This is a genomic window from Halorubrum depositum, from assembly GCF_007671725.1.
GTDB classification, from domain to species: domain Archaea; phylum Halobacteriota; class Halobacteria; order Halobacteriales; family Haloferacaceae; genus Halorubrum; species Halorubrum depositum.
This window is the reverse complement of record NZ_VCNM01000001.1, coordinates 706391-732762: the sequence shown is the minus strand read 5'-3', so window position 1 is coordinate 732762 and position 26372 is coordinate 706391. Positions and strand designations below refer to the sequence as shown.

The 26372-nt window shown below is 55.7% G+C and carries 27 protein-coding genes; 9 read left to right on the top strand and 18 right to left on the bottom strand.

Annotated elements, in window-relative coordinates:
• Positions 1–186 precede the first annotated feature (186 nt).
• From FGM06_RS03865 to FGM06_RS03830, 8 genes are all read left to right on the top strand, one after another.
• Positions 187–1803, top strand: a complete 1617-nt coding sequence (locus FGM06_RS03865) for a hypothetical protein (RefSeq protein ID WP_144797725.1) — start codon at positions 187–189, stop codon at positions 1801–1803.
• Between the two features lie 43 nt (positions 1804–1846).
• A complete protein-coding gene (locus tag FGM06_RS03860; RefSeq protein ID WP_206668664.1) occupies positions 1847–2035 on the top strand; it encodes a hypothetical protein in 189 nt (62 codons plus the stop codon).
• 66 nt (positions 2036–2101) lie between these two features.
• On the top strand, positions 2102–2608 hold the full coding sequence (locus FGM06_RS16185; RefSeq protein WP_206668663.1) for a hypothetical protein: 507 nt from the start codon (positions 2102–2104) through the stop codon (positions 2606–2608).
• 4 nt (positions 2609–2612) lie between these two features.
• A complete protein-coding gene (locus tag FGM06_RS03850) occupies positions 2613–2837 on the top strand; it encodes a hypothetical protein (protein WP_144797721.1) in 225 nt (74 codons plus the stop codon).
• 50 nt (positions 2838–2887) lie between these two features.
• On the top strand, positions 2888–6772 hold the full coding sequence (locus FGM06_RS03845; protein ID WP_144797719.1) for an Eco57I restriction-modification methylase domain-containing protein: 3885 nt from the start codon (positions 2888–2890) through the stop codon (positions 6770–6772).
• Between the two features lie 16 nt (positions 6773–6788).
• The gene (locus tag FGM06_RS03840; protein WP_144797717.1) at positions 6789–7328 is read left to right on the top strand and encodes a TATA-box-binding protein; all 540 of its coding nucleotides are present in this window, start codon (positions 6789–6791) and stop codon (positions 7326–7328) included.
• A gap of 32 nt (positions 7329–7360) precedes the next feature.
• The gene (locus FGM06_RS03835) at positions 7361–7855 is read left to right on the top strand and encodes a hypothetical protein (RefSeq protein WP_144797715.1); all 495 of its coding nucleotides are present in this window, start codon (positions 7361–7363) and stop codon (positions 7853–7855) included.
• Positions 7856–7955: 100 nt separating this feature from the next.
• On the top strand, positions 7956–8489 hold the full coding sequence (locus tag FGM06_RS03830; RefSeq protein WP_144797713.1) for a hypothetical protein: 534 nt from the start codon (positions 7956–7958) through the stop codon (positions 8487–8489).
• A 15-nt stretch (positions 8490–8504) separates the two neighbouring features.
• Here the strand turns inward: FGM06_RS03830 and FGM06_RS03825 are convergent, their stop codons facing one another.
• Positions 8505–10925, bottom strand: coding sequence for an adenosylcobalamin-dependent ribonucleoside-diphosphate reductase (locus tag FGM06_RS03825; protein ID WP_144797710.1), 2421 nt, complete (start codon positions 10923–10925; stop codon positions 8505–8507).
• A 437-nt stretch (positions 10926–11362) separates the two neighbouring features.
• On the opposite strand from FGM06_RS03825, the gene FGM06_RS03820 reads away from it, so the two are divergent.
• Complete coding sequence (locus FGM06_RS03820; RefSeq protein WP_144797708.1) at positions 11363–12199, top strand: hypothetical protein; 837 nt, start codon at positions 11363–11365, stop codon at positions 12197–12199.
• Positions 12200–12206: 7 nt separating this feature from the next.
• On the opposite strand, the gene FGM06_RS03815 is transcribed toward FGM06_RS03820, so the two are convergent.
• The 17 genes from FGM06_RS03815 to FGM06_RS03730 form a co-directional block, all read right to left on the bottom strand.
• Entirely contained in the window at positions 12207–12674 is a 468-nt protein-coding gene (locus FGM06_RS03815) for a hypothetical protein (protein WP_206668662.1), read from the bottom strand.
• A 40-nt stretch (positions 12675–12714) separates the two neighbouring features.
• The gene (locus FGM06_RS03810) at positions 12715–13086 is read right to left on the bottom strand and encodes a hypothetical protein (protein ID WP_144797704.1); all 372 of its coding nucleotides are present in this window, start codon (positions 13084–13086) and stop codon (positions 12715–12717) included.
• Positions 13087–14142 (bottom strand): hypothetical protein, encoded by a 1056-nt coding sequence (locus FGM06_RS03805; protein ID WP_144797702.1) that lies wholly within the window; start codon positions 14140–14142, stop codon positions 13087–13089.
• 156 nt (positions 14143–14298) lie between these two features.
• Positions 14299–15999, bottom strand: coding sequence for a hypothetical protein (locus FGM06_RS03800; RefSeq protein ID WP_144797700.1), 1701 nt, complete (start codon positions 15997–15999; stop codon positions 14299–14301).
• Entirely contained in the window at positions 16000–16653 is a 654-nt protein-coding gene (locus FGM06_RS03795; RefSeq protein WP_144797698.1) for a hypothetical protein, read from the bottom strand. It lies immediately after the preceding gene.
• Between the two features lie 4 nt (positions 16654–16657).
• On the bottom strand, positions 16658–17893 hold the full coding sequence (locus FGM06_RS03790; RefSeq protein ID WP_144797696.1) for a baseplate J/gp47 family protein: 1236 nt from the start codon (positions 17891–17893) through the stop codon (positions 16658–16660).
• Complete coding sequence (locus FGM06_RS03785) at positions 17890–18216, bottom strand: hypothetical protein (protein ID WP_144797695.1); 327 nt, start codon at positions 18214–18216, stop codon at positions 17890–17892. The genes FGM06_RS03790 and FGM06_RS03785 overlap by 4 nt, the downstream gene beginning before the upstream one ends.
• A gap of 66 nt (positions 18217–18282) precedes the next feature.
• On the bottom strand, positions 18283–18654 hold the full coding sequence (locus tag FGM06_RS03780; protein WP_206668661.1) for a hypothetical protein: 372 nt from the start codon (positions 18652–18654) through the stop codon (positions 18283–18285).
• Positions 18651–18929 (bottom strand): hypothetical protein, encoded by a 279-nt coding sequence (locus FGM06_RS16180; RefSeq protein WP_206668660.1) that lies wholly within the window; start codon positions 18927–18929, stop codon positions 18651–18653. Before FGM06_RS16180 ends, FGM06_RS03780 begins: the two co-directional genes overlap by 4 nt.
• Before the next feature lie 157 nt (positions 18930–19086).
• Positions 19087–20529 carry a hypothetical protein gene (locus FGM06_RS03770; RefSeq protein WP_144797691.1) on the bottom strand — a complete coding sequence of 481 codons (1443 nt, stop codon included), beginning with the start codon at positions 20527–20529 and terminating at the stop codon, positions 19087–19089.
• Positions 20526–21059 (bottom strand): hypothetical protein, encoded by a 534-nt coding sequence (locus FGM06_RS03765; RefSeq protein ID WP_144797689.1) that lies wholly within the window; start codon positions 21057–21059, stop codon positions 20526–20528. Before FGM06_RS03765 ends, FGM06_RS03770 begins: the two co-directional genes overlap by 4 nt.
• Positions 21060–22838: a hypothetical protein gene (locus FGM06_RS03760; RefSeq protein ID WP_206668659.1), complete on the bottom strand. Its 1779-nt coding sequence runs from the start codon at positions 22836–22838 to the stop codon at positions 21060–21062.
• 366 nt (positions 22839–23204) lie between these two features.
• Positions 23205–23675: a hypothetical protein gene (locus FGM06_RS03750; protein ID WP_144797682.1), complete on the bottom strand. Its 471-nt coding sequence runs from the start codon at positions 23673–23675 to the stop codon at positions 23205–23207.
• A 56-nt stretch (positions 23676–23731) separates the two neighbouring features.
• Positions 23732–24274, bottom strand: a complete 543-nt coding sequence (locus tag FGM06_RS03745) for a hypothetical protein (protein WP_144797680.1) — start codon at positions 24272–24274, stop codon at positions 23732–23734.
• Between the two features lie 28 nt (positions 24275–24302).
• Positions 24303–25595, bottom strand: a complete 1293-nt coding sequence (locus FGM06_RS03740; protein ID WP_144797678.1) for a hypothetical protein — start codon at positions 25593–25595, stop codon at positions 24303–24305.
• Between the two features lie 9 nt (positions 25596–25604).
• Complete coding sequence (locus FGM06_RS03735; protein WP_144797676.1) at positions 25605–26114, bottom strand: hypothetical protein; 510 nt, start codon at positions 26112–26114, stop codon at positions 25605–25607.
• Between the two features lie 35 nt (positions 26115–26149).
• On the bottom strand, positions 26150–26371 hold the full coding sequence (locus FGM06_RS03730) for a hypothetical protein (RefSeq protein ID WP_144797674.1): 222 nt from the start codon (positions 26369–26371) through the stop codon (positions 26150–26152).
• Between the last annotated feature and the right edge of the window lies 1 nt (position 26372).

Here is a 26372-nt window from a genome sequence, read left to right as displayed (position 1 = left end):
CCCGTGTGCCGTGCCAGTATCACCTCATATCCCCAAATTCGAGTGGTGGTCGCGTGGTTCATTCACCATCCCCACCCTCCGAGATACCTCCAAATTTCACGTCGAGAAGCCTCTACCAACTGAAGATCAGTCAACTACCAAGTTTTTTCTTGACGCCGACAAAATCCATAGCGAAGAACATCGTCTATGGAGCAATCACATCTCTTTGAGAGAAGTGTAAGCCCGATCTACGTCTACTATCGGGAGATACAAAGCTCCGACCTCCACAACCGGACAATCACCGAATCAGAGCCGGTTCAGAATTTTAACGAAGTTCTCGATGGATTCGAGGCGCAGACTGGAGAACACCATTTCTCGGAGTTGGATATGGAACCCAACCCAGAAATGCTCATCGAGGCGATTTTCGACACCTACCCTGAGCATGACGACCAGAGCTGTGCAATGCTGGTCAACGACTTTTGTAGCAATATGATGACCAGCGCCCGTCAAGAAGGAAAATACGCTGTCCTCATCGTAACCGCCGATTCTATCTTCATTTGCCATACCGACTCGAAAGAGAAGTCGATCACCAAGAACGTCGACGTGATCGAACGGCTACTTGACACCGACAACGTGAACAAGTACGCCGAGTTCCGCCAGCAGGACGGAGAAACCATCGTCCGACACTACGAGCGCCACCAGACAAAATCTCTCTCCGGCTGGCTCGGTATTAGTGACACTCAAATCGCGTACAGAGATGCGGGCGAGGTGCAAGTGTTCACCGAGATAGATAGCTCAACCTGCGCGTTCCAATACACGAGAGATGAGTTTGAGGAGAAATTCCTCCTACCCGAAGGTGAATACGAACTCATCGAGGGGGTACTACGAACTCCGAATAACGAGTATAGCGTGACACAGGTGAAGTTCGGAAATCGGTTGTACGACGATACAGAGGAGTTCCTACAAGACTTCCACAGTCTCTACTACGAGGTCAAGTCCTATCGGGAACACTTCAATCAAGTCGCAAGCTCGATGGAGCCGTTCCAGTCGAAGCTATACGACAACAAAAACTGCGTCACCGAAGGTAAGAACGGACGCAACCTCGTTCTGAAAGAGCATGACGATTTCAATATCGCCTTCGCCAGCAACAAAATTGAGATAGCAGAATCGTGGCTCGTTGACCTCGTTCGGCAGTTCAACGATGGAACAGAGACGCAGATTTACCACGCTGGCAGGCCGTTTTCAAAAGACGCATTCAGGGTCGGTAGCTTCCAGATATTCAACGAGACGGAAGCTGAAGACTTGGAAAAGCTGAATCTCGTTTACGAGCGAATCCAGAAGGCTGGAACCAGCGATCAGCTCACCAGTATTCTCTCTTACGTAATCTTCTCCGTCGCCTCAGAATGGGTTGAATCGCCGCTCAGTCACTTCTTCAATCAATTAGCGGAGAAGTACGCGAAACGCTTGGATGCTGAAGGGGTCATTCTGCAAGCTGAAGATACGGTTATCGAGTTCAAAGCGCGGGACTGGTTTACCAGCGTAGAGGATGAAGACCAAATTGCAGATCGAATCTCGAAGGAAATTCACGGCGATACGCGGTTGTTAGTCGGCGGGATTGATGAAGAACAACAGCAAATCAAGCCTATTGATGGGGGTAGGTTTGATTCAGAGCGCAACCAACGGATTCGAGAGAAGGTTCTGGAGCGGAATGGGAATTTAGACCACATCCATCTCCAGAAGATCAGTCTCCATAATGGCGACTGTCTTCTATTCATCTTCAGCACTCAGACAAATGACTTCGGCGGCCTCGAAGAAGTCGTATAGCTAAGCACTATCATTTATATACCCACGGGGTGTGGTTCTTTATATGGAGTTGACCCCGAAACAACTCGCGTTCTTGGAACACGAACTCGAACACATCAAGGACAACCCCAACCGCGACTACGAAGACCGAACAATCGCCGCAGAAATCTTCGGGAAGGTCGCTGGCGAGATCGAGTGGGAGAAGGAACAGCACCTCAACGGCAACATCCCTCCCGAAGAAATCTTCTCCTGATTCACCGCATCGAGGGGTTGAACAGGTCGGACAGTTTTATGGCCTTGATTCGACCACTTGGCTATAATGACAGAGACAGTTGACTCCCTCCCGTCGCGTCCTCTCACAAAGCGTGAAGTTCTCAGTATGGAAGATCAGGCTCGTGAGTATTGTATCCGTCCAGAGTCGGATGAAGCGTTCATCATCTCGTTTATTGGCGATGATGGAATCCACGCATTAGGATTCGACGTGGACGCTGAGGAGTGGATTCAGTTTTACAGCACGGATACAGAATACTCCGATGAAGCGTTCGATGAGTTCGAGGACGCAATCTACGACTGGGCAAAGTCCCAGTACGGTGAACGGCTTGGCGTAGGCGATCTCGAAATGGTCGGGCCGAGCGACCCCTCCATCGAGGGCGGAGACTCCGAGAAGCCCGAGGAAGTGGAGATGGGCCTCGAACCGGAGTATGATTGCCCGGACTGTGACTATTACAAAACGGGCGTCACAACCAGCCCTCAGAGTTTCTTGGAACACCTCAGGAACGAACACGGATATTCGGATTCTGAGTCTATGGAAATCTTACAGGGATAGACGGATGCCCCAATTCATCGAGGGGGATAGAGTCCGAGTCGATATTCCCGATGAGACTGACCCCGACCACCGACTCCACGGCGAACACGGGACTGTCGTTTCGGTACTTCAAGACGACGCCGGAACCACGACAGGGGACGAACGCGACGATATAATCTATCGTGTTGATCTGGACGATGGGGACACCATCGACCTGCGCTGGCGTGACCTCAGGCCACCTATTGAGTAGTTACTCCGGTTGATGCAACCTTTTTAATGTGCGACTGTCTCGGGTTTGTTATGCCCGACACGTCTGCGATTCTTGATGCCCTCCACGGGATTGCCTCCCGGCTCGATGAGGATATGACCGAAAAGGACGTTGAGAACGCATTTCTCAACGAGAATTTCTACACTCATCTCGGATACGAGGGAACGGGCCACGACCTCCGTAGTGAGTGGACGCTTCCCGACGACCGACGGCCCGACTACGTAACTCTGGACAATAACGAGTCAGTCACCGTCGTCTACGAGTTCAAGACGACTGGACGCGATCTCACCCCGCACGAAGACCAACTATTCCACTACGTCGATGAGCTGAAAGCCGACTACGGGGTGCTAACCAACGGGCAGGAGTTCCGACTGTATAGGCGAGACGGCCATACTCGAATGGCTGGTTTCGCTCTTAGCGAAGCCACCGAGAGTGACGCCGCCGATATTGCCCACGCTCTCGAAAAGCCGGAGTGGGACATTACTGACCCACAGAGTGTAGACGAATTTCTCTCCCGACTCGATGAAGTGGAACTCGATACGGAACTCGGTCGGGAACACTTCTTCGATACCTTCCGGTTAGAGGAGAACAGCCCCTTCGCTGATCTCGTTACCGCGATGATGGACTTGTTGGTGGAGCTACGAGATGAGAGAGAAGCAAAATTCGTCAAGGGGGCCTACGACTTTTGGGAAGCCAGCTACGCCAGCGAACCCGATGAAACCCCGGAGTCGTGGGAACCATTCATCGACGGGAAACACACCCTTCGGGACTTCATGTTCTGTCTGGAGAGTGGTCACGCCCTTCTCGCCCGAGTCCTGCTGGCGAAGGCGACTGAAGACCACGAGTTCTTCCGAAATACGGCGTACAACGGGATGGACGAATACTTCCAAGGACTCCAAGGGTTCGGGAACGATATTAGCCTCGACGCCTATCCCGTCGCCGCCAACGGTTTGATCGAGGATATGGAAGAACACCTCGTTCAGAGTCTTTTCGAGGACGACATCTTCATCTGGTGGACTGACGGCTTCGCGGAGCAAATGACACGCACGCACGCGACGAGAGCCAGTCAGTTCGAGGACGTTGCTAAGGGTACTGGTGAGGTCACGAGAATCAGCCCCGCTACGCGAGATCGGTTTAGTGACGCAATCGCCCACATCATTTTCTCCGTCCTCAAGTTCGACTTCTCGGAGATTGAAGGCGACCTATTGGGCGACCTCTACCAGCACTACTTCGACCCCGAGACACGGAAAGCCCTCGGTGAGTTCTACACCCCACAAGAGGTCGTGGACTACATTATGGACGGGGTTGACTACGATGTGGGCGTATCTGGTGAACGTCTCATCGACCCGTCCTGTGGTTCAGGTACATTCCTCGTTGAGGCGATTGACCGCTATGTAGAGGACGTGGAGCGGTATAACGACGACCCGGATTGGGAGAAGCATCTCATCGACCTCTGTACGAGTCCGCACATCGTCGGGCTGGACATTCACCCGTTCGCGGTGCTGATGGCACAGATTCGATTCATGGTCGCCATTCTCCCACAGTACCGAGATGCGAAGGAGGAGAACCGCGACTTCACGATTCGTCGTCTCCCCATCTACCGAACGGACACGCTCCGAAACGAGCGTGAGCTGACCGGAATCGACCTCGGTGACGACGGGCAGAAGCAGATGACTCTCGATGGGGTGACGGACGACAATCAGGACGTGAAGATTCCCGTTCCTCTCCCGGTGGAAGTGGACGAAGACGAGGTTGATGAGACAGAAGACGGGTTCCTCGTTCAGCGGGTTCGGATGCCCCTATACGATACCGCTCGACTAAACGCCAATATCCGAAACTTCGATGAATACTTCGCGGCGCTTCAGGGCGTTCTCGACGTTGTTAAGTGGTATATGGAGGAAGAAACGTGGGAGTATAGTGGCGGGCTTGAGCAAGGCATCTACCGCTACACGACCCAAGAGTACGACGGCATCGAGGGGTTCTTCGCACCCTACGTAGACGACATTCTCGATACCGTCCGCTATCTCCGAGTAGAACACGGAGACGGTCGGCTGTTCAAAATCTTCGAGGACACCGTACTGTCCCTCGTTGTGAAGAACTACATGGACTACGACTACGTGGTTGGGAACCCGCCATACGTCCGAATCCAGCATCTCCCCGACCAGCAAAAGGCGATGATGGAACAGCTCTACGAGTCCACCACCGGGAATTACGATCTCTACTGTCCGTTCTATGAGCGAGGACTTGATTTCCTCAAGGAAGGGAGTGGGAAGCTCGGATACATTACTCCAAATCAGTTCATGGTCACGGACTATGGGGAGGGGATTCGTCGAGTCCTACTCCGAGAAACCCGACTCGATGAGGTGTATGACTTCCGTGATTCAGGGGTATTCGAGGACGCTACGAACTATCCTGCTATTGTTATCGTGGAGAACGAACCGGATGAAGACGTTAGAAAGGAAAACCAAATCCGGTGCGTGAGAGTCAAAGGCAACGTCAATGAGGATAGCGGGCCTTCAGTAGATGAGGAAATCATCGAGGCAGTACGCGAACACCGGGATGAGCCGGGATACTCGGATGATTATATCGACGTGTTCGACTTCCCGCAGGCCCAACTGAGTAGTCAATATTGGGCGTTGATGCCCCCCGAAGAACTCTCCGTGTTCAACAAACTCGCGGAGAACGGAGACAACCAAATTAAGGACGTAACTCAGGGAGTCTTCCAAGGAATCCGAACCAGCGCCAACAAAATCTATATCGTAGACGTGCTGGACGCTGACCGGGTTGAATCGCAGGACACCGAGGGTACAGTAACTACTAGCCCGATTGGAGGGAGTAACGAGTTTGAAATCGAGAAGGAGCTACTTCGACCATTCCTTCAAGGAGATGAAATCGGACGGTGGCGTGGGGAGTGGTCGGGCCGTCACGTCGTTCATCCGTACCGCGTAATCCGGGATGATGAAGGCGAGATCGTTGACGCAGAGCTATATTCGCAAGACTATCTCGAACAGGAACTACCGAAGACGTGGGACTTCTTCCTCCATTACAGAGAGGAGTTGGAGGGGAGAGAGGGCGGTCGTATGGAGGGCGAAGACGACTGGTATGGGTACATCTATCCGAAAAACCTCGAACTGTACGAGAATCCCAAAATCATCCAGTCTGAAATCTGCTCTCGTGCCACCTATATGCTGGATGAAGTGGGTACTTGGTACTTCACGACCGGATATGGCGCACTTCTGGAACCGAGCTATCGGAATCAGACCGAGGAGATCGTCAGCCAGCTAAACTCGAAAGCTCTTGACTTCTACTTCAAGCATATCGCAGTCATTAAAGCGGGAGGATATTACTCGTACAGGACTCAGTACGTTGAACAGCTCCCGTGTATAACCAACGCAGAGAGCCGTCTGGAGCAAGAACTCGAAGAAACGATCTCGAACATCACCGACCTAATAGACACAGGTACTCGGACTGATCGGTTCCCTGAGGCGTATCTTGAGCGATATGATGGCAGTCTCGCCTACATCAATTACGAATGGCAAACTCGGCGTTACCCTGTGAACGCTGATATTCAAGAAAAGGCCGATGGCCGGTTCGCTGTAACTGCCGGTCGCTCTGACGAAATCACCGCCCCGCTGATGGACAAGGGCGACAGGGAGGAGCGTAAACTCCGAGCAAAGTACGTTCAAGCCGCCGTCGATGGGCGGAATATGAAAAGCGGCGAGGAGCAGACGATACCAATTCCCGACACTCAGGGCGGAGTTGAACAGCTTATGGAGGCGCTGGAAGCCGACCGGCAGACCGTTGAGGAGACAAGCATCGAGGAGCTTGAAGCCGAGATCGACCAAACGGTGTACGAGATGTTCGACCTAACCGACGAAGAACAGGAAGTCATAGAAGACTACCTCGAAGTCTTCTAAACGAGTCGTCTTTGGAATGAATGAGGTAACAATCGTAAACGTCGTCGGCTCGGGTGCTGTTAGCTCTGAGTTCGATTTAGAGGAACTTAGCTTGGAGATTGGGAGTGAAGCCGAGTACGACCCTGAGAATTATCCGGGGATGTATCTCCGCTTCGAGGGCAAGCCCACGATCACGGTCTATCGAACGGGCAAATTCATCATCTACGGAGCCGACAATATTGATGAAATCTACGAGACGCGGGATTTCCTACTCACCCGACTGGCTGACCTCGGTGCAATCAAATCACCCGAAGATACGGGATTCTCAATACAGAACGTCGTGTGTACGGGGAAGCTTGAGGGCGAGCAGAATCTCAACGCAGTCGCTATCCAGTTGGGATTAGACCGGACTGAGTACGAGCCGGAGCAATTCCCCGGTCTGATTTACAGGCCCGAGGAACACAATTGCGTGATCTTGATTTTTGGAAGCGGGAAGGTAGTGATTACAGGCTGTAAAGACCAGTCCGTTGCTGAAAGTGCGCTGGAGAGCCTAAAGCAGGAAATCGCCCTGCGATAGCATTATGACGATTCTCCAGCAAACGCAAGGATATGCACCAGAATTTATCTATTGAAGAAGGGTTCAATGTTCGAGAAAAAGCTGATGAGCTTGATTGTGATACTGATGTGGAGATCGGATTCGTCCCTGTCGGGTTGAAAGGCGCTGACTCGAAATCGGATTTGTCGTACCACGATAGCGCAATTACGGTGAACAAATTAGCTCAGGAGGAAGGTATTGAGTTAGACACCTTTGTTGACTACGAGGAACTGGACACTACCCGTCTAAAGAGTACGGAGGTTTTCTTGGGGGGCCTTCACGTTACCTACGAGTTCCTAAAGAACAATCCCGGTACAGTCCTCACCCTGATTCAGCTCATTAAAGACCACTACTCCAGAGCGGCAGTTGATGGAGAAGCGCAAATGTCTCTCTTGATCGAGAATGAGGATGGGAGTGTTACTGAGTTGGACTACGAAGGGCCAGTAGACGAGATCGACTCAATCTTAGAAAAAGTCGATGAGATGACCGATAGCGAGACGGATGATTAAGACTACGCCGATTATGATGCAACCGCAGACAAGCGACCTATTACAGGCGATTGATGACGTATCCTCGAATGTCCTTTCAGTAAATAATCTCTCACGGGACATGGAGAAGCGAGACAAGGTACTGTCTCAGATTGAGGAACTGCTCTCGGTTGCAGAAGAATACAAATCTCAGGTTCAGTCGTCTGATGCCCCTTCTAAATGCGCTAATAGAATACTCTCGATAGAACTGACGTTGGAGTGTTGGCAACACGAGTTGGAGATGTGGAACGACTTGAGAAATGAGGAGTGGGGGTCAGCGTGGGACAATATGGTTCATGCACAGCTTGCTTCCCAGAATGCGTTACAAGCCGATAAGTTGGGAGAAAAGCTTGGTATGCGAAAATACCATCGGCGTTTGAACACCATCGAAGAACTACTGTTCCCTGACCAGTTGTTCACCAGTCCCGGTATGAAGACGGGTACTGCTATTTGCTCTATCTGCGACGAGGAATACTCCCAATGTCCCCACATCAAAGGTAGAGCGTACAACGGCGAGATGTGCATTACAGAATTGAGGGATATTACAGAAGTAGACCATATCGCCCTCGTAGAAGACCCTGCGAACAAATTACAGAGAGTCACTTCGTTAGAGTGACTTCCTCGATTGAGCCTACTTACACGGACTGTACCAGCACTCCGGGCACACCGCACAATCGTCTGTCTTCTCCAGCTCACCGTCACCACACTCCGGGCAGGTGAGCGTATCACTCCCGGCGTCCTCCTCCGAGACGATGCCGAGACGTAGTGCGGCCTTTTCGCTCACCTCACCCTTGAGGTACAGCTCCAGCAGATCGTCGTCGCGGTCGCCGTCGTCGTCCAGCTTGTTCTCTACGCGGGTCGTGAGAACCTGCACGTCCCGAGAGCCGTCCCGGTACACGGTGAGGCCCTTGATAACCGCGCCGCGCTTCTCCGCATCGAGGGCGAGACGGTAGGCTTCGCTCACGTCGTCGTGCGTAGCCTCGTTCGGGAGGTTCACCGTCTTGCTGATGCCCGAGTCGCAAAACTCCTGAAACGCTCTCTGCATCAGTCCGTGCTGTTCAGAGGACAAGTCCTGTGTGGTGACGAAGATTTCCGCGATCTCCTCGGGGATGGAGAGGTCATTCACGCCGTCGAACTCGTTGTTCCGCATCAGCGTCTCGGCTTCCTCCTTGATGCTCTCCACATCGAGGCCGTTCGCCTCAAGCGTCCGAAGGAAGTAGTCGTCAAACTCCACGAGTAGGTCGTCGCCCTGAATGTCCTCGGAGACGTTCTTGAAGTTCGCCACGTTGTAGGCAGGCTCGCACCCGCCCGTCGTGTTCGCCAGCATCGAGGTCGTGCCGGTCGGCGCGATTGTCGTGATGTTGTGGTTTCGGATGGGGAACCCGCCCTTCCAGTCGTTCGGGTCAAGTCCGGTGCGGGCCGCGAACCACTCGTCGTACTCGGTCGGGTCGGCGTACTTCGACTTGTCCCAGTAGGAGAACACACCGCGCTCCTTGGCGAGATTGTGAGACACCCACGTTCCCTTCCGGTCGATGTACCGCATAACGGCGCGAGCCATCTCGTAGGAGTCCTGCGTCCCGTAGGGAATCCCCATCTGGAAAAGCATCTGCGCGAAGCCCATGATGCCGAGGCCGATCTTCCGCATCCCGTTGACGCGCTCGGTGATCTCGGGAATGGGGAAGTCCGACTGCGTGACAACGTTATCGAGGAATCGGACACCCGCCTCGATGGTTTGATTCAGGTCTTCAAAGTTCGTGACCTCCTCGAAGTACCACTCCACGGCTTCGCGGGTGGAAAGGTCGCCAGTAGCGATTGAATCCAGCTTGTCGCTCAGGAACTCGTCGTAGGTCGGGGCGTCCTCGTTCAGCATCAAGCTCAGGTTGATGTGACCGAGGTTGCACGCCTCGTACTCCACGAGCATCTGCTCGGCGCAGGGGTTAGTCGCGTTCATTCGGAACTCGGGGTACTGCTCCACGTCGAAGGAGTGCTGGCGGTTCGACTCCTCGAAGTTGAACAGGCCCGGCTCACCGTTCCGCCACGCCCCGTCGATCATCACGTCCCAAATGAACGCGGCGGGAAGCTCCATCGGCTCCCCCACATCGAGGCGAAGGCCCTCGTGTTCCTCCCACTTCTCGCGGAGCGTCACGCGCTCCCCGAACAGCTCGCACTCGATCTCGTCGGCGTAGTCCCGCCACAGGTTCTCCTCCACGATTGCGCCCTCGCCGTCGTCAAAGGCGTCACGAGGGTTGTCCTGATACTCCGGGGAGTAGAAGTGTGCCGTCGCCTCTCGGACGATATACGGCTCCGTGTAGTCCGTCTCGGGGTCGTAGAGAGTGTAGGCGTCCTGAGCCTCAACTGCCTCGATGAAGTTGTCCGTCGTAGCGACAGAGATGTTGAAGTTCGAGAAGTCGCCCTCGTTCCGCTTCGCCACGATGAACCGCCCAATGTCAGGGTGGTCGGCACGGAGAATACCCATCTGAGCGCCCCGGCGCTTACCGCCCTGCTTCACCTGATTGCACGTCTCATCGAAGACCCGCATGAAGCTCACAGGGCCGCTCGCTTCGCCGCCCGTGGAGTTGATGAACGCTCCCTTTGGTCGGAGGTGTGAGAAGGCATAGCCGACGCCGCCCCCGCTCTGGAACGTCAGCGCGGCCTCCTTCGCCGTCTCGAAAATGTCCTCCATATTGTCGCGGGGTTCGAGGACGAAACACGCCGAGAGCTGGTTCATCTCAGTTCCAGCGTTCATCAGCGTCGGGCTGTTCGGGGTGAACCGGAGCGTCTTCATCTGGTACTCGAACTCGTCGGCCCACGTTTCGTAATCCTCGTCGGATACCTCGGCCCCCGCGACGTTCTCTGCGACTCGTCGGAATAGGTCGTCGGCGTCCTCGACGATCTCGCCGTCAGCGTTCTTGCGGAAGTAGCGGGCGGGGAGAATACCGTGGAGTGCGTTGTCGGTGAGGCGGTCTTCTACGGTGAGAGAATCATCAACGGTCTTGATTGGGGTTTCTACGGTCTGTTCAATTTCGTCTGCTTCAGTTGTGACTATGGACATCTGTATAGTATAGTAATATAGTAGGTGGACTGCTCGGAGTGATTCACTTCATCGAGGGGTTTGTCTCTATCCTACCCTCTCCTAAGCGAACTACTTAGAGTGAAAAACACCCCGTACTACCCTCTAAGGGGTAATACGGGGTATGGATACTTCGAGTGAAGTCACTCCGCTCGTCACGAAGTTCCTCACTCTAATAGACGGTGACTAAGGACTTATAGTTACCGAATTAAGTCTTAGTGTGTTAGCCGTCTGTGGGGAGGAGTCGGTCGAGGATGCTCTGGATTCGACCGCGTTTGAGTGCTAATGCCATGAAGAAGCCGAGTAGCCACGCGACGAGTGGTGGCGTGTTTGAGAGTTCAGGTATCATATCGTAGGGGATTAAAGACTCAAAGAGGCATCTTTAAGTCATATGGCCGCGTCTATTAGAGTGAGGAGAAATGGATTTTTCGAGTGTAACCAAGCCGCTTAGTGACCTCTCTAACTACGTGAGGCCGGACGGAACGCCTGCCGAAGAAAACCCGGAAGAAGACCAGATCATCGAGTTCGTGACCGAAAAGGAACTGTACGGAGCGATTCCCGAGCCAGTTCCTGCGAACAAGGTACTGCCGGATTGGTATAGGAAACTCGGCCAATACACCGACCCGGATTCTCGATTCGGGTCTGGTAATGACCGCCACAGTATCGCATCTTCGACCGTCAAGCGGTGCGCTCCGTTTATGGAGGCAATGACGTTGGGGTGGATTATCCCGCTTCCAGCGGAAGTCCAGTTCAAGGCCGCTGACGGATATGTAGAGTACGAATGGGATTTCTCAACTGAGGTAATCTCAAACCACGATCTCGCTCAGGTGGGTGGGGAGATGTTCCCGAACCACGAGTGGCCGATTATGAAATTCATCAACCAATGGAGCATGAAGGTTCCAGAGGGATACTCGGCACTCATTACTCAGCCGATGAACCGTCCGGGCCTCCCCTTCACTCCGTTCTCGGGAGTCGTTGACATTGATAGATATTTCAACAACGTCAACGCCCCGTTCATGTGGACAGGTGGTGAGTACGAAGGTATCATCGAAGACGGAACTCCTATCATTCAGGTGATTCCGTTTAAGCGAGATATGCTTCTGACTGATGGAATCACCCGTCCGATGACGGAAGAAGAAGAAGTTGAGAAAGAACGAACACAGAACTCACTCAATTCTCACGTATCTACGTACCGCGACAAGCTTTGGGAGTCGAAGCCGGGGTCGCGGATGCTCCCCTACGAAGGGGAGGAATAGCTATTCTCTACGGGACAAGAAACGTGTTCTTGTCAATGTAATCTCGGACAATTTCGACGCCAGCGGCGGCGTTGAAGTTGACCCCGTTGAGATGGTCGGACGGGGACACTCTCCAATCGTCCTCATAGTGAGCATACATCTCACGTCCAACTTTTCCATCTCGGCGCTCGAACAAAGTAATGTGCAGTTGCATCCCCGGAGCGACGTGATCGGGAGCGTCTGTGTTTAGCAGAACCCACGACCCTTCGCTCGGTCGGCCATCGGGGAGAGACTTGTAGCAGGCAATCGGATTCCGGCGGAATCCCACTTCGACCAGCTCTGTCTCGATGGTTTCCTCATCCTCGTCGAACGTCCCGGCGTACTGGTTCCAGCCGCACGTACCAACGCCGTATCCATCGAACCGGGTGAGAAGGGGGTGAAGCTTTGGGAACAGCCAGCGTCGTAGACCTTCTTGCCAGTCGTCGTCACTATCCAATAGAAATCTTGGGAACATAGAAAGAAAAAGAACCCCGGCCTTAGGCCGAGGTAGAGCCGTCAGTCGTGTTTTCGGATTCTCGCTCCGCTTCGGAGCCAACGTCTTCACCGCTCACAACATCCCACATATAGGCAACTGCCTGCTCAAGCGCATCGAGCTGAACCTGCCTATCGGGAGACGACTTCGCAGATTCTTCCTCGTAGTCGAGGATAGCCTGCTCGATGAGCTTCTTCCGCTCGTCAGTAACGAGAGCGCGGTCAACTGAAGTCTCCCCATCGTCGGGGATAATTCGTTCATCGAGATAGGCATACTCCGCGTCGGGGTCAACCTCTACTTTATCTACGCGCTCATCTCCAACCTCACTCCCGTCGTAATCCGGGGGAGTAACAAGAACAGTAATTTCCTGAACCATTTACATCAGCTCCGAAACATCGTAGAGGAAGGTAGCACCGTCCTCTCCCCGCTTACCGGCGTTTGCATTGCTGTTACCGCCCTTTCGTTCGTGGCCGGGGATTCCACCAGCACCGCCGCTGAGTTGAATCGTCGGCGTCTTGTCGGTGAACCCGATGATGAGGCCACCGGAGCCGCCACCCGCACCGCCCGCCGACATAGTGTTGTTCTCTTGAGTGTAGTTGGCGAACGAATTGCCGTCCCACTCATTCCCGCTCTGACGGCCCCAGTATCCATCTCCACCGACACCGCCCTGAGCAGAGAAGGTTACATCGAGGGAAACGCTCTCGGAGACGAGAAGGATGAACCCGCCAGCGCCACCGCCAGAACCGGCTTCACCGCCGTCGTAATTCATCGTCGCGTCTCCGTTGTTGGCCCCGTCCGGGTCAACGCTCAGGCTGTTCTTGTGGTGGTAACGCTCGTCACCATTACCGCCATCTCCGCCCTTAGTGATGAAGCTACCACCGCATCCACCACCACCGCCGCCGACTTCACAGCGGTCGCGGTAGTTACTGTTGTTGTTATTGTCGTAACGGCGAACTTGTCCGTTACCGCCCCCACCGGAACCGCCGCCGGAGCCGGGGAGCATCGTGTCGATGGGACTCTGCGTGATGTACGCACCGGAGATAAGGTAGTCTTCGATGTACGACTTCAGAGTGGAGTCGTTATAGATCGAGGAATGAGCCTGTCCCTTGTCGCCCCCATCTCGGTTTCCGTTCCAACTGTTGTTGTTATATTGGGCGTTGGAACCACGCTCCGCTCCAACTCCCCCACTTCCGTCCTTTCCTGTTGAGGGGATACTGTAAGCGGCTCCCGCATTTGCGTTGTTATCGTTTCCCCAACTATTTCCGGTACTTCCATCTGCACCGTCTACATTAATTTGGCCAGTCCCGGCGATCTCCTTAGCGAACAGCTCAAGGTTCCCACCGGATGCTCCACCAGCATCGGAACCGCCTCCGCCCGCAATGTCCTTCTTGACTTGGATAGTTCCGTTGACAGTCAGAGATTCCGTGACCATCAGACGAACCCGAGCAGGGAGAGTAAGAGTGACCCCTGATTCGACTGTCAGATTCGTATATTCAAGAATAGGGTTGGTCTTGACAGTATTCGAGCTAATCGTTACGTCGCCAAGTTGTCCGCTTCCGTAATTAACCATAGTTTAGAAAATTGACTGTTATTGTCGCCGGGCAAGTCGGGTGTGCATATGCATCCTCCGCAACTGTCGCCCGTCTCGATTCCCGTCGTGCCACACCTCGTGGCCCTGCTTCGTGAACGACCGAGCGTTCACTTCCATCTGCTCGAACGCAGAACCACCCTGCTCCGCAATCGTGAGTGTATCTGAGCCCTTCCCGACCACGACGTACTGCTCGCCGTCGTCATCGTCCAGAACGAGATCGTCACCGACTTCGACCCGAGCATTCACATCGAGGTCGCCATCCATCGAGTCGCCGGTCACGTTCACGTACCTCGGGTCAAGATCAACCGTTACGCGACCGTCCTCCTCCTTCGTCACAGGGGCCGTGAAATTGATCTCGTGAACGTTGTCCTCCCCTCCTGAACCGAAGGCACGGATGTTCACGCCGTTGTCACCGGGGCGGAGAACCCATCGGCGGTACAGGGAGTCGAACGAGGGGTTGTTCGCCGTGTCCGCCCGAGCGAACTTCACGCGAATCTGTGGATTCGTCGTCGCGCTAACAGCCGCCGAAATATCGTGGTTAGACTGAATATCCGAAACGAGCGTGTTTCCGTTCTCGTCTTCCACGTCCACCACAACGCTCTCGGCGTCGAACGTCCGGGTGAACCGAAGCAAGTCCCATCCCTCGATGCGGGAGTCCGGTTCGGGGCAAGACACGACGACCTCGCCGTACTCTCGCGCTCCGGTGTGAACGTCGTCGACGAACACACTTCGAGTCGAACCGGAGTCCGTGGTCTTCGAGCCGAACCAGATATTCGAGATCGCCGTCGCGTCCATCGGGCGACCGCTGATGATAGTCTGACCGTCGATAACCACATCGAGCGTTCCGGCGTCGAAGTCCGGGTCAACCTCGAACACGTAGTTCTGCCCGGCAGTCCACGACGCGAGAAGTTCCGTGCCGTCACTTAGAGAGACGTTCCCTGCGCCGTCGTTGAACTGAATCTCCAGCTCACGGTTCCCGTTCTCGTCGTCCAGCCGGATGATAGACTCGTCGTTGATGTTCGCCGTGTCCTCGGAAACCTCGAAGGAGAACTCGAAGTCCTGAGCAACGGGAACGTCCCGCTGGAGCTTCGGCGTGTAGGCTTCCCCGACCGACGTGATCTCGGCACGTCCGTTCGTAGAGTCGTGACTGACACCCGTAGTGTCGCTCCACGACCACGCCGAGTGGTTCGGGGAGATACCGCTCTCGAAGTCAGCGACGACCTGCTCGTTGATGAGCTTGAGACTCCCCGCATCGAGGCGAGTCCTTGCCGGAGTCTCGTGCGTGACGGAGAACCCCTCCGAACCGGCGAAGTCGCTTGTCTCGTCGTAGCCCGTCTCAGGGAAAATGTCGTACTGCTCGCCGTCAGCGACGAACAGCAGGTGGTTCGTGTGCTTGAACCACGTCGTCCCGTCTGTCAGCTCGTCGGGGTTGGCCGACTGGATGAACTTGAAGCCGCCGAGCTGTTCGGGAGCCTTCCCCTGAAGCGTCTCAGCGTCAGCGACCTGCCCATCGTTGTCCGGGTCGATTGCGTTCGTGAGATCAACGAGGTGCTGAACGTCCTCGATGAGATTGTGAACGAGGAAGTTGTCGTAGTGCGTTACGGGCGGGTTGTCCTTCGTGTACCTGTACCCATCGGGAAACTCGGCCCGCTCCTCAGCGACAGCTCCCCATTCCTTGAGCTTAGAAGTGTACGCCATTTATTGAATCAGTCCTCCTTTTGTCCCGCCCTCGCCGGTTGGGTTGCCCTCGGAGTCAAGAGCATCATAGCCGCCATCGTATCCGTTCCAGTTCGTATTCTCGTACTCCTCCTTCGTCTTGTACCGGAGCGAGCCGTTATACTGCGACTTGACCGTAGTGCCGACCGGAGCGAGCTTCTGAACGACCTCCGAAATATCCTCTCCAGAGAGGTCGATCTCCTGTACGTCCTCGTAGGGAAGTAGGAAACAGACAGTCCGCCTGTGGATTTCCCCAAAGAGGAACCGCCAGTCCTGAAACCACAAATCCTCGATTTCGCACCCGAGAATCGTAGCCATCGAGCCGAAAGCATCTTCGACCGTGCCTTCGCTCGTGTTGAGCTGATACTCCGCGAGAATCCGCGCTCGGAGGTGGTCACGGTTTTCGCCAGCGTGCTTCTGGATTTCGACCATCGCCCCGAGTTCTTCGAGGGAGTCAATGTCCATCGCCTCCTGAACGGTCGTCTCGTTATCGAGGGTCTGAATGTCGCCGTCGAGGTCAACTACTTGGCGGCCAACCGCATCGAGCATCTTCCAATTCCCGCTCTCATCGTCGTCAGCGTAGTACGATGGAAGTGAGTTGACCAGTTGCTCAACCTCGTCGTGAATCGTCGCCATTCACCTACACCTCGCTCGTGTGGAGCGTAATGTCGGTGCGAGCGTCCGTGTTTGCTTCCTCCATACTCCCAATCGAGATGTTCGACGTGGAATCCGGCGGGTCGGTGCGACCAATCTTGAGGCCGGTCACGTCGTACACGCCGGGAACGTCCCGAATCCGGTACTCGATCTCGCCGTAGAGAACGTCGTCGGTCACGCCAAGCTCACCGTCCTTCTCGAAGCCGTCCGTGGTCTGACCGCCGACGTACCGAACGATGTTGTTCAGCACGTCGTCATCGCTCTCGTAGGTGGAATCGACCTGCACATCTGCCTCGATGTAGATGGTCACGGGGTTCGCCCGCGAGAAGTCAACCGGGTGGGTCTGACCATTCGGAAGCTCCGCTACAACTCCCTCCACGGCCACACCGTTTACTCCGGCAACCAGCGTCGAATCCATCCCCTTTGTTTCGAGGATAGCCTGCGCGATCTCGGCGTCGTCCCCACCCGTCACGACAAGCTCACCAGAGTTAGCGGGCAGATTGTAGCCGCGCCCGTTGTCGTCAGGAGTGTCGTTGATGAGAATACTGACCGAGGTGACGCCCTCGATTCCCTGAACCGCCGTGACCAGCGCGGGGCCGGTTGCACTCGAACCCTCTGCCAGCTCCTCGCTTGCTCGCTCACGGAGATGTTCGTCCCCTTCTCGGTTCTCTCCACCCGTGGTGTTCGCAGGGTTCGTAACACGCTCGATGCCTGCCAGCGGAACAGGGAGAGCGGTAATCGTGTTCGAGCCGACGTTCGAGTTTGCTCCGGGTTCGACCGCGACGACCGGGGCGGAAGCCGACTTGGTTCCCTCCTCGATAACCGCACCCTCCGTAGTCACAAACTCAATCGGGGGGTCGTTTCTCGTCTGAACCTCAGTCCCCGCCGGAATGTGGTAATCCATTTCGGCGGCGTTGGCACGCGAGAACGTAACCTCACCACGAGCGCGAACTGCCGGTTCCCGAGTCACGCCAATGAGCGCCGTGAGAAGATCGAGAGCCGCACCCTCGGCGTTGTCAATCTGCGTGGACTGAAGAACAAGTCCAATATCGTCCTGTGCCTGAGCGAGACGCCGAGCGATAGGCCGGTAGAAATTCCGAATTACAGCGAGGTCAGATTCCTTAATGTCCTCTGACCAATACTGCTTCGCGTCGGCAATCATCGCATCGAGGATTTCAGCCTCGGTATCGCCGTCAAAAGAGCCGTCTTCGTTAATCGTCATTCACTAATTGTTTCCTCGAAAACCTCGTTCGATTTGTAGTCGATACCGACAACGTAGGCGTGCGGGTTCTCGTCGTGTGGTTCGACCCGAATACCTGAAATCTCAGAAATACGGTCGTGCTGACGAGCCACCCTCGATGCTTCCAGTTTGAGTTTCTGTTCGATGGTCGCTTGGTCGAACTCACCGATAGCCGAGTTCCGCATCAGCTCGGTGAGCATAATCACGACCGACTGCTCGAATTGCTCCCGCCCACTTACCGTGGCAAGATCATTGCTCGCGTCCAGAAAAACAGAGAAGTCACTATCAAGAGCTAAATCAAGCATAGGGAGGGAGTCCTCTAATACTATTAATGGTAAAGGGTTTATATACGATGTACGGCCCGGAGAGGGCTATTCTGTGTGCGTTACGGCCCCGTTCCCGCCGCTGTCAACGACGGTCGCCGTCCCCGCTCCGGGGTCACTCGTACTATCCCCGACTCGTACAATCGGGTTTCCGTTAATCGTTACACTCGGGTTCTCGTCGGGCGTGAGGTCGTGAGAGTAGAAGTCGTCACAGTATCCGCCGTCGTCTGTTTCCACGTAAGCGTGAGCGTGAGAGTCGAAATGCATCGAGTCGGCGTGATCGGTGACAGGCACTCCGTTGATCGTCACGGACGTATCGCCGTCCGCGTCCTGCGTCTGTCCCGTCACCGTGGCTTGGCACTCCGAAGGGTGTCCATCTGCCTCACACGTCGCTCCGTGAACTACCCACTTCTTGCTCATACGCTCCCCGAGGTGTCGAAGTCAACCGAGGACGACCGGAACTGGAGGTGTCCACCAGTCTCAATCGTCACGTCGCCGGTCGCTTTGATGTTCACCCCACTCGATGCGTTGATATTCACATCGTAGCCCTCCGAGTCGGACTGCTTGACGCTAATCTCAGTCCCATCATCGAACGCCATTACCTGCTCACGTCCACCAACTTCGTCGGGTAGAATGTCCTCGTCAGTTTCAAGAACGCCAATAATGACCCACAGATTGTCCTCAGTCCGCTCCATCAGCACCCGAGAGCCTTCAGTAATCGACTGAAGGTGTCCGGGGTGGAGATGAGCAACTGGCACTTCTTTGTAAGTTACCCCCGCTCGTGCCACCTGCACATCGGCAATGAGAATACCAGAGCTGGTCGTCGTAGATGTAACTATCCCGTGAATCATATCAGATCAGGTCGTTCAGTTGGAAGCCCTTGTCCGCCTCTTTCCGAGCCTCATACGTTTCCTCGTCGACGTACTCCTTGCTCGTCGGGTCGAAGTAGCGGTTGTAGGTCTTCACGTTGTCCGGGTGGAGGTGTCCGTCAGCCACCGGAACCACGTTCAGGCGGAGCGTCCATTCACCGTCGTCGGTGAGCGTGTGCTGAACGCCGGTAATTGTGAACTTCTCCAACTGAATGTTCGACCGACACTCACCGCCGCCGTTCTCCGGGGGAATCGTTACGATAGCATCCCCGATCTGAACGTCCCGAATGTCAGTCCAAACGTCGCCGGAGTGGGACGGAAGAAGCTCAACGTTCCCACTCCATTGCTTCTTCTGCTCGTTTATCAGCTTGCGTTTGGCGATCTCCTTCAACCCGTCAGCCGCCGCATCGAGGTCTTCGGGACTAATGATTCGCCCATAGTCCAGATCGGGACGCTCAGCAACGCCCTCCATACGGAAGTCCAAGATGTTCCGGTTCTGATTGACGAACTCCCCGACGTTATCAACGAAACTGTCGTTCGGGTCGTGAACCTGCTTCCCCCGAACCACGACCTTCATAATCGGGTCGCGGGGCGGAGTGATGTTGTAGTCGATTAGCTTCCACACTCGGGGGTCGTCGGGAGCCGCAACGTGGTCGATTCCCGTAGCCTCCCGGCTACCAACCCAAAACTTCCCGTCCGGGGCTACCCACGTCGTGACGCCGAACTTCTCGTTCATTTCGAGGATAGCTTCCCACGGCGTCACCTGCTTGAAGTCCAGAGCGTAGTGTCCGTCGATGATGTTGTGGACGTTCTCGGCTTCGAGATCGCGGATAACGTCCTCTTGATGCTTTGGCTCGAACGAACCCGTCTGGTCGCGCCGAGCCTGCCGAATCGCATCCCACGCCCGCTGGTTCTTCAGCGTAATCGGCCCCAAACCGGGCTTGTACCGACTGTTCAGTTCCTCGAACGCCGAGTCGGGAACAGAGAACTCGATACCTGAGAACATCTCGCCGTCCGAGGTGTCCCGCTGATTGAACACGTAGCGGTACGCATCATCGAGGCGAACGTTCTGCCGCTGGTAGTCCACTACTCCCCGGTCGAGGTACTTCTGACAGTCGTGAAGCTCGATATGGACGTTTCCCGACCCGAACTGAACAGCGTCAGGGAGGTAGAGCATCCGGTGAATCGGCTTCCCGCCGAGCTTGATAACAACGGGGCGGGGGCGGTGTAGGACTCCATCATCATCGAGGACAGCCAACTCGATGTGGTCGGCCACTCCTTGAGAGAATTTGGAGCGAACGAAATCGAACTGATTGATATTCCGCTGGAAATCCATCGTCAGCGGACGAATTTCAACAATCGGATTATCGAGATCGTTGTCCGTCCCGATAAACGAGAAAGTAATATCAGCGTCTTCGCAATTCATTCGATAATCTCGCTCACAATATCGTTCTCGGTGTCGTTACCGAACTCGTCGAGGCCAGTAGAGACGAAATCGAGAGTGTAGTTGAACATCCATTGCTTCTCAACGGGGTTCCAGCCCTCGATCTCTCCCACGTCACCGCCCTTGATGTAGCACTCCATCCCACCGTTCGGGGAAACTGGAGTGAACATATCCACAACCCCATCGTGTTCAGCAAGCGCCTGAATACGGCGGAGGTTTTCCTCAAGGACGACCCCGGTAGCGTGAAACTCGGAGTTCTTCAGGTTCTTGATGGAGACGTCTTCCCCACGGCATTGCTGACCCTCACGACGTAGCTCCTTGTCGAACGACTGCGTGAATCGGTCAGGGTAGAACAGGGGAGCGAACTCGAACAGGGCGGGGCGCTGAGCCTCACCACTATCATCGTCGTCGTCAATATCGGGTTCCCCCAACGCAACCACGCGGAACGTGATTGTCTCGTTCGGCCCCTCAGAAATGGGGTCTTCATCGAAATTAAATTCAGAGCTACTCATTTAGGTTCCTTCTCCATCGTTCAGGGAGAGCGACCGCGTGGAGTCGGTCTGGTTGTTCAGCTTCGCTACGTCCAGCATCTTCTGAGTCGTCGGCCCATCGGTCGAACCGTCGACGTTGAAGTTGTACGTGTCACCCTCGTTGATGACCGTGTTACCGTATCCACGGCCCGTGTAACCGGAGTAGTCGTCACCACCGGACGGCGGGCCTTTCGGCTTCAACGCTTGGTAGGCCAGCAGGCCACCACCGACCAGCAGAGCGCCAATCCCGGTCGCAATCAACGCCGCTTGAAGCGCGGTGAGGGACGCGATAGTGGCCCACACCTTCGCCTGAATCGTACTCAGAGCGGTGAGCGCCGTCCCCGCGAAGGAGGCCATAGCGCCCGACCCCGTGATGCTCATAATCAGGAGCGCGATACGGAGCTTTGCCATCACCGCAATGGTCTTGATCAGAAGCCCGACGAACACACCAACGACCACCAACACAGAGATAATCGCGCGTGCAAGGCGGCTCTCGAACGTCCGAGTCAGCCACAGGACGAACCCGATGAGCGGACTGAAGACGATGATGAGCTGAGAGAAGACCGTGGAGAGGTTGTAGATGATCTCAATGACCATCAGGATTACCTGTCCAAGTCGAATCAGCGTCTCCTGATTCAGGTAGGCTTCACGAGTAAGCCACGAGAAGAAGTCGAGGATGTTCGTTCCGATAATGTCCCCAAACCGCATTGCGAGCTGAGCGATTATCCCGTCCATCTCGCGCATCCGGCGGATGAACTCAGCGAGGAAATTCGCCGTCCCGCCGGTCGCGTCGAACAGGGCGTACTGAAGGCTCGTTCCCTGAAGCTGTTTCAGCTCATCGTTGACAACAGAGAGCTTCTGCGGGAGAATGTCGAACCAAGCGTCCTGAATCGGAGCGAAGGTCTGCATCGAGGGCTGGAACGTCTCGTACAGGTCTTCCTTGAGATCGGAGAGCTGTTCCTGAGCGTTCCGCCACGACTCGGCCATATCGTTACCGTGCCCGATTAGACCGAGGCCGATGAACGCCGCACCAGCGGCGGCCACCGAGAGCATCGCCGCCCCAACACCCGCCGCCTGAGTACCGAACGTAATCAGGGCCGGGATAGCAAGGGCAATCAGTTGCCACCACTTCGCCATCGAGGGAATCGCGCTACGGATAACGCCCCGGAGGTTTGAAACGCGACCGCTAAGCCGCTGAGTCGCCTTCCCGAGCTTCCCGAACCGGAGTCGGTCGGGAGTAACGCCCTTCCCTTCGAGCATCGCGGGGATGCCCATACTCCTATCGGACGTGTAACCGGCCCAATTCCCCTGCCGAGTGAGGAATCCAGAGATCAGTCCGTCCCCGATGGAGTCGGACATAGCCTCTTTCAGCCCCTCGATGCGTTCCCGACGCTCGATTTCAAAGCCGAGGTCGGCGCTCGCAACGTCGTCAGCAGTAGTACCGAAGTCACCACCGCGAACGCGCCGCATAATCTCCCGCATCCCCATCGTCGCGCCGGAGCTATCGGGAGTGTACCTATCTCCGCTATCACTCCCGGTGTCGCCACCGGAATCGCCCCCTCCCACGGGAGCTTCTACACCGATTTCGAGTCCTTCGAGACGGTCGGCAACTTCATCGAGATCGTCAACCAACGAGTCACCCAACCCATCGAGGGTCTTGGCAATATCGTCCAGTTGGGCCTTGAAATCGCCATCAAAGGAGAAGTCGAACTCGTCCTCAAGAGACTCAAGCTGTCCCTTGATTTTGGTCAACTTCGCCATCACGTCCCCAGCCCGAAGGTCGAGGTCAATAGTAACAGACATAATTAGTCAACGAACTTGACGTTCGCCTCTGGATTCTCGTCGGGACTGTCGTTCACATACCGTACTGTTTCAGACTGAGAGTGCCGGGAGCCGGGGGAGCCGCCGGACGGAACGCTCGGGTGAGCCGCGTTCGGAGTCCGACCGCCGCCCCCCATCTTACCGTTCTGAGCGGCCTCCATCCGCTCTTGTTCTTCGCGGTGTTCCCGCAGTTTCTCCGCCTCGAAAATCTGCCGCTGGAACGGCGTCATTTCGAGCTGGCTCTCACACCCGACGAATCCAGCGCCGAGTTCAGTCTTGAGGCCGAGAACTACGCTTGCCGCCCCGCTATCTGCGAAACTTTTTCGCGTCCTCTGCGTTGCTGGAAATGTCCAGAACGCGCTCCGCGATCTCGATGGACTTGCCACCAATCAGGTCACGGATGGTTTCGAGAACCAAGTCCTCGTCCAGACCTTCGGCGTCACCCTGCGTGGTGTCTACGCCCATCGCGGCGGCTTCCTGCATAATGCCGACGAACTCCTTGTCGAAGTTCGAGGCATCAATCGTGTCGTCTTCTCCGGCTTCGCGCTCCTCCTCGATGCGTTCCTTCGCTTCCTCGGCGTCCATGTCGAGCTTGTCTTCGAGGAAGGCCGCAATCGGCAGGAACTCAAGATCGGTGAGCGGCTTGAGGTAGAGAGTTAGAGTCTCACCGAGGTATTCGGTTTCAAACTCCTCGCGGTAGTTCTTTCCCCGGAGGGCAAGTTCGCGGAGCTTCGAGATGTTAACGTCGTTACTGTCGTTGTCGGTTTCGTCAGACATTATAGATTAAGTGTAAAGAAAGTTAGTTGTGGTGCGGTGCGTGGGAGAGCGCCCGATTACGAACTCGTGGAGTCCGTCTTCGGGTCTTTCGTAACCTTGTCCATCGCAATCCAGTCGAAGGCCGTCTCCGTCTCAGACTCAGACTGAACCTCGTAGGAATCGCTGGTCACGAGAACGTCCTCGAACGTCTCCGACTTACCGGAGAGTTCGTGGGTAATGGTGATCGAGCAGGGAACCGGGACGCCATCAGAGTCGTAGATAAGCGACTCGATGCTGGTCGGCTCGTTGTCGGGGCCGTGGACGCGCTCGCCCTTGAACATCATCGAGCCGGAATAGCTGATGGAAGTGACCGAGTAGCCGGTCGCCTTCAGCGAGGATTCCCGAATCTCGGAAATCTCAATGTCCTTCGTGGTGTCCAACCGCGAGATGGGGACGCGGAGAGTACCCGCGTCAACAGCGCCAGCCGCGTCATCGAAGCCGTCCGTCTCCGAGAAGTCCGTATCCTCGAAGTCGCCCTCAGTAACCTGTTCGCCACCCTTCGAGATGTTCAGGGTGATGTTCGCCGCGCTCTCAATCCGGTCAACGTTAGAAGCAGACATAATGAGTTAGAAAAGAGATTTTGAGTCTTTACGCCGAAGCGCCAATCGTGATCGTGTTCTCGATGAACCGGAGCGGCTTCGCCGTCCGAATCTGGATTTCAACCGCCGCGCTCGTCGCGTCGACGCGGGACACCGACACGCGGTAGTCCACGATAGCGTTCGACCGCTTCAGCGTCTTGAGCTGGTTGCTCAGAAGACCCTCAAGGGACGACCGCACCGCACGACTGTTCAGGCGACCGATGAACGGCTTTTCGTTCGTGCGAATCGTCGTGATAACGTAGTCCATCACGAGTCGCGTGAAGCCGAAGCGGATGCCCGCTTCCTCCGCGTTCGTGTCACTCACGGTGTTCACGTCGTCAGCAATCCGAGCGCCCTCCGTCTCGTCAGCGAGCGGAACAACGCGCTCGTCAATCAGCGCACCGCGCTCAGCCTTGTTCAGACTAACAGCGAGCGACTTGACGGACGAGAGGCGCTTGTTGATCGGCGTGGTCGTGATACCGAGCTTCGCACGGAGGCCAGCGTAGGCCCCGAGCGTGGAGTATCCCTCCGAGTCCCGAGCCGGGTAGATAACCTGAACGCGGGAATCGTCGAACTGCGGGGAGTAGTTGTCGGGGTCGAGGCCGGGGACACCGCCCACGATTGCCAGCGCGAGATTGTATTCGCTCGCCAGCTCACCGACGACGGCCTGTGCGTCAGCGGTAACAGCGTCGTCCTCACTCAGCGTCGTGAAGAAGTCAACCGCGCCACCAGCACCATCAGCAAGAGCCGCGTGGCCCGCCGAGTAGTCACCAACGGCGTAGTCAACGGAATCGCCCGCGTTGCCCACCGTCACGTCAGCGTCGATCTTGAACTCCCGAGTCGAGGGGTTCACGTAGACCTCGCCAGCGTCCGGCGAGAGATCGGTGAGGTCGTCGTAGACGAGAACCGTCTCCAGTTCCGCGCCGTTGACCGTGAACACCGTGTCAGCGGCGTCCTCGCTCACCGGGCCGTCCGAGAGCGTCCCCGTGTTCGAACTAAGTCCAGAGAGGTCTTCGCCCGTCACGTCCACGAGGTCAACCGCGACCGCGTAGACCGGGTACGCGCCCTCCGCGAGAGCATCGAGAACGTTCCGCGCGAGCGGGCTGTCCTCACCGAACCACTCGCGGGCCTTGGTCGCACGAGTGACCTGATAGACAGCGTTCGTCTGAGCCGTCCCCGCATCGAGGTCAGCCTGCCCCACGATACCAACGTCGGCGGGAGCGCCCCCACTCGAAGTGACAGCCAGCGCCGAGTTGACGTTCGTAACAATACCGGGTTCGATAGTGTTGCCGTAGTCAGCCATAGATTAGAATTAGGAAATTTCGATTGTGTCGGAGATAGACTGGATAACATCGAGGTCATCGCCAGCCGTCTCGAAGAACGATACAAGCTCGAAGGCTTGGTGGATTTCAGTCTCAGCAGGCTCGTTGAACGTGTAGCTCACCGAACCGGAGCTGAGTAGCCGGATTTCGTTCACATCCGGGTGGAACGTTTCCCACGGCCTCTCGCTCAGAGTAGCCAGCGCCGACTGAAGCTGAGTGAGAATGTCGTAGGCTCCCGTCTCGGAGTCGTCTCGAACAACGAGGTCGAACCGAAGTGTGTAGTAATAGCGGTTGATCTCCGCTTCTTCGTGGCCCGTTGCTGAATCAAACTTAGAACCGGCGTAGTTCTCATTGTGGACGTTGAGGTTTTCGAGATCAACGCCGTCAATCAGAACAGCCGGAATCGGTCGGTCTTCCTGAATCCCCGCCGTGTGGACGGGTGGAGGAATCCGACTGTTTAGTTCCGTGATTAGAGTTGAGACTGCTTCTTTAGGAAACATAGGAGAAAAGAGGCGGGAGAGAGGGGCTACGTCAGTTAGTAAACGTCGTCCATCTCGCCCTCGATGATACGCTTCGCCATCATCGGCCCGACTTGCCGCATATGGGATTCAGCGTTCTCGCCCCCGTCCGGGCCGGGGTGCATGAAGTGAATCCCCTTCACGCCGTGGTGCTTGATGTGGTTCTGGAGCCAAAACGCCTTGCGAACGGTATCCTCGCCCCACTTCTCCATCAGCGCGTCAATCTCGTCGTCGGCCATT

What these genes read in the sequence shown, in the direction of transcription:
- FGM06_RS03800 (WP_144797700.1), bottom strand. Translation starts at nt 15,999, where the DNA reads ATGGCGTACACTTCTAAGCTCAAGGAATGGGGAGCTGTCGCTGAGGAG.
- FGM06_RS03745 (WP_144797680.1), bottom strand. Translation starts at nt 24,274, where the DNA reads ATGTCTGCTTCTAACGTTGACCGGATTGAGAGCGCGGCGAACATCACC.
- FGM06_RS03865 (WP_144797725.1), top strand. Translation starts at nt 187, where the DNA reads ATGGAGCAATCACATCTCTTTGAGAGAAGTGTAAGCCCGATCTACGTC.
- FGM06_RS03780 (WP_206668661.1), bottom strand. Translation starts at nt 18,654, where the DNA reads ATGAGCAAGAAGTGGGTAGTTCACGGAGCGACGTGTGAGGCAGATGGA.
- FGM06_RS16185 (WP_206668663.1), top strand. Translation starts at nt 2,102, where the DNA reads ATGACAGAGACAGTTGACTCCCTCCCGTCGCGTCCTCTCACAAAGCGT.
- FGM06_RS03795 (WP_144797698.1), bottom strand. Translation starts at nt 16,653, where the DNA reads ATGGCGACGATTCACGACGAGGTTGAGCAACTGGTCAACTCACTTCCA.
- FGM06_RS03825 (WP_144797710.1), bottom strand. Translation starts at nt 10,925, where the DNA reads ATGTCCATAGTCACAACTGAAGCAGACGAAATTGAACAGACCGTAGAA.
- FGM06_RS03750 (WP_144797682.1), bottom strand. Translation starts at nt 23,675, where the DNA reads ATGTCTGACGAAACCGACAACGACAGTAACGACGTTAACATCTCGAAG.
- FGM06_RS03835 (WP_144797715.1), top strand. Translation starts at nt 7,361, where the DNA reads ATGCACCAGAATTTATCTATTGAAGAAGGGTTCAATGTTCGAGAAAAA.
- FGM06_RS03845 (WP_144797719.1), top strand. Translation starts at nt 2,888, where the DNA reads ATGCCCGACACGTCTGCGATTCTTGATGCCCTCCACGGGATTGCCTCC.
- FGM06_RS03810 (WP_144797704.1), bottom strand. Translation starts at nt 13,086, where the DNA reads ATGGTTCAGGAAATTACTGTTCTTGTTACTCCCCCGGATTACGACGGG.
- FGM06_RS03765 (WP_144797689.1), bottom strand. Translation starts at nt 21,059, where the DNA reads ATGAGTAGCTCTGAATTTAATTTCGATGAAGACCCCATTTCTGAGGGG.
- FGM06_RS03790 (WP_144797696.1), bottom strand. Translation starts at nt 17,893, where the DNA reads ATGACGATTAACGAAGACGGCTCTTTTGACGGCGATACCGAGGCTGAA.
- FGM06_RS03850 (WP_144797721.1), top strand. Translation starts at nt 2,613, where the DNA reads ATGCCCCAATTCATCGAGGGGGATAGAGTCCGAGTCGATATTCCCGAT.
- FGM06_RS03735 (WP_144797676.1), bottom strand. Translation starts at nt 26,114, where the DNA reads ATGTTTCCTAAAGAAGCAGTCTCAACTCTAATCACGGAACTAAACAGT.
- FGM06_RS03740 (WP_144797678.1), bottom strand. Translation starts at nt 25,595, where the DNA reads ATGGCTGACTACGGCAACACTATCGAACCCGGTATTGTTACGAACGTC.
- FGM06_RS03760 (WP_206668659.1), bottom strand. Translation starts at nt 22,838, where the DNA reads ATGGCGAAGTTGACCAAAATCAAGGGACAGCTTGAGTCTCTTGAGGAC.
- FGM06_RS03785 (WP_144797695.1), bottom strand. Translation starts at nt 18,216, where the DNA reads ATGCTTGATTTAGCTCTTGATAGTGACTTCTCTGTTTTTCTGGACGCG.
- FGM06_RS03770 (WP_144797691.1), bottom strand. Translation starts at nt 20,529, where the DNA reads ATGAATTGCGAAGACGCTGATATTACTTTCTCGTTTATCGGGACGGAC.
- FGM06_RS03860 (WP_206668664.1), top strand. Translation starts at nt 1,847, where the DNA reads ATGGAGTTGACCCCGAAACAACTCGCGTTCTTGGAACACGAACTCGAA.
- FGM06_RS03840 (WP_144797717.1), top strand. Translation starts at nt 6,789, where the DNA reads ATGAATGAGGTAACAATCGTAAACGTCGTCGGCTCGGGTGCTGTTAGC.
- FGM06_RS03805 (WP_144797702.1), bottom strand. Translation starts at nt 14,142, where the DNA reads ATGGTCACGGAATCTCTGACTGTCAACGGAACTATCCAAGTCAAGAAG.
- FGM06_RS03820 (WP_144797708.1), top strand. Translation starts at nt 11,363, where the DNA reads ATGGATTTTTCGAGTGTAACCAAGCCGCTTAGTGACCTCTCTAACTAC.
- FGM06_RS03830 (WP_144797713.1), top strand. Translation starts at nt 7,956, where the DNA reads ATGGAGAAGCGAGACAAGGTACTGTCTCAGATTGAGGAACTGCTCTCG.
- FGM06_RS03730 (WP_144797674.1), bottom strand. Translation starts at nt 26,371, where the DNA reads ATGGCCGACGACGAGATTGACGCGCTGATGGAGAAGTGGGGCGAGGAT.
- FGM06_RS16180 (WP_206668660.1), bottom strand. Translation starts at nt 18,929, where the DNA reads ATGGAGCGGACTGAGGACAATCTGTGGGTCATTATTGGCGTTCTTGAA.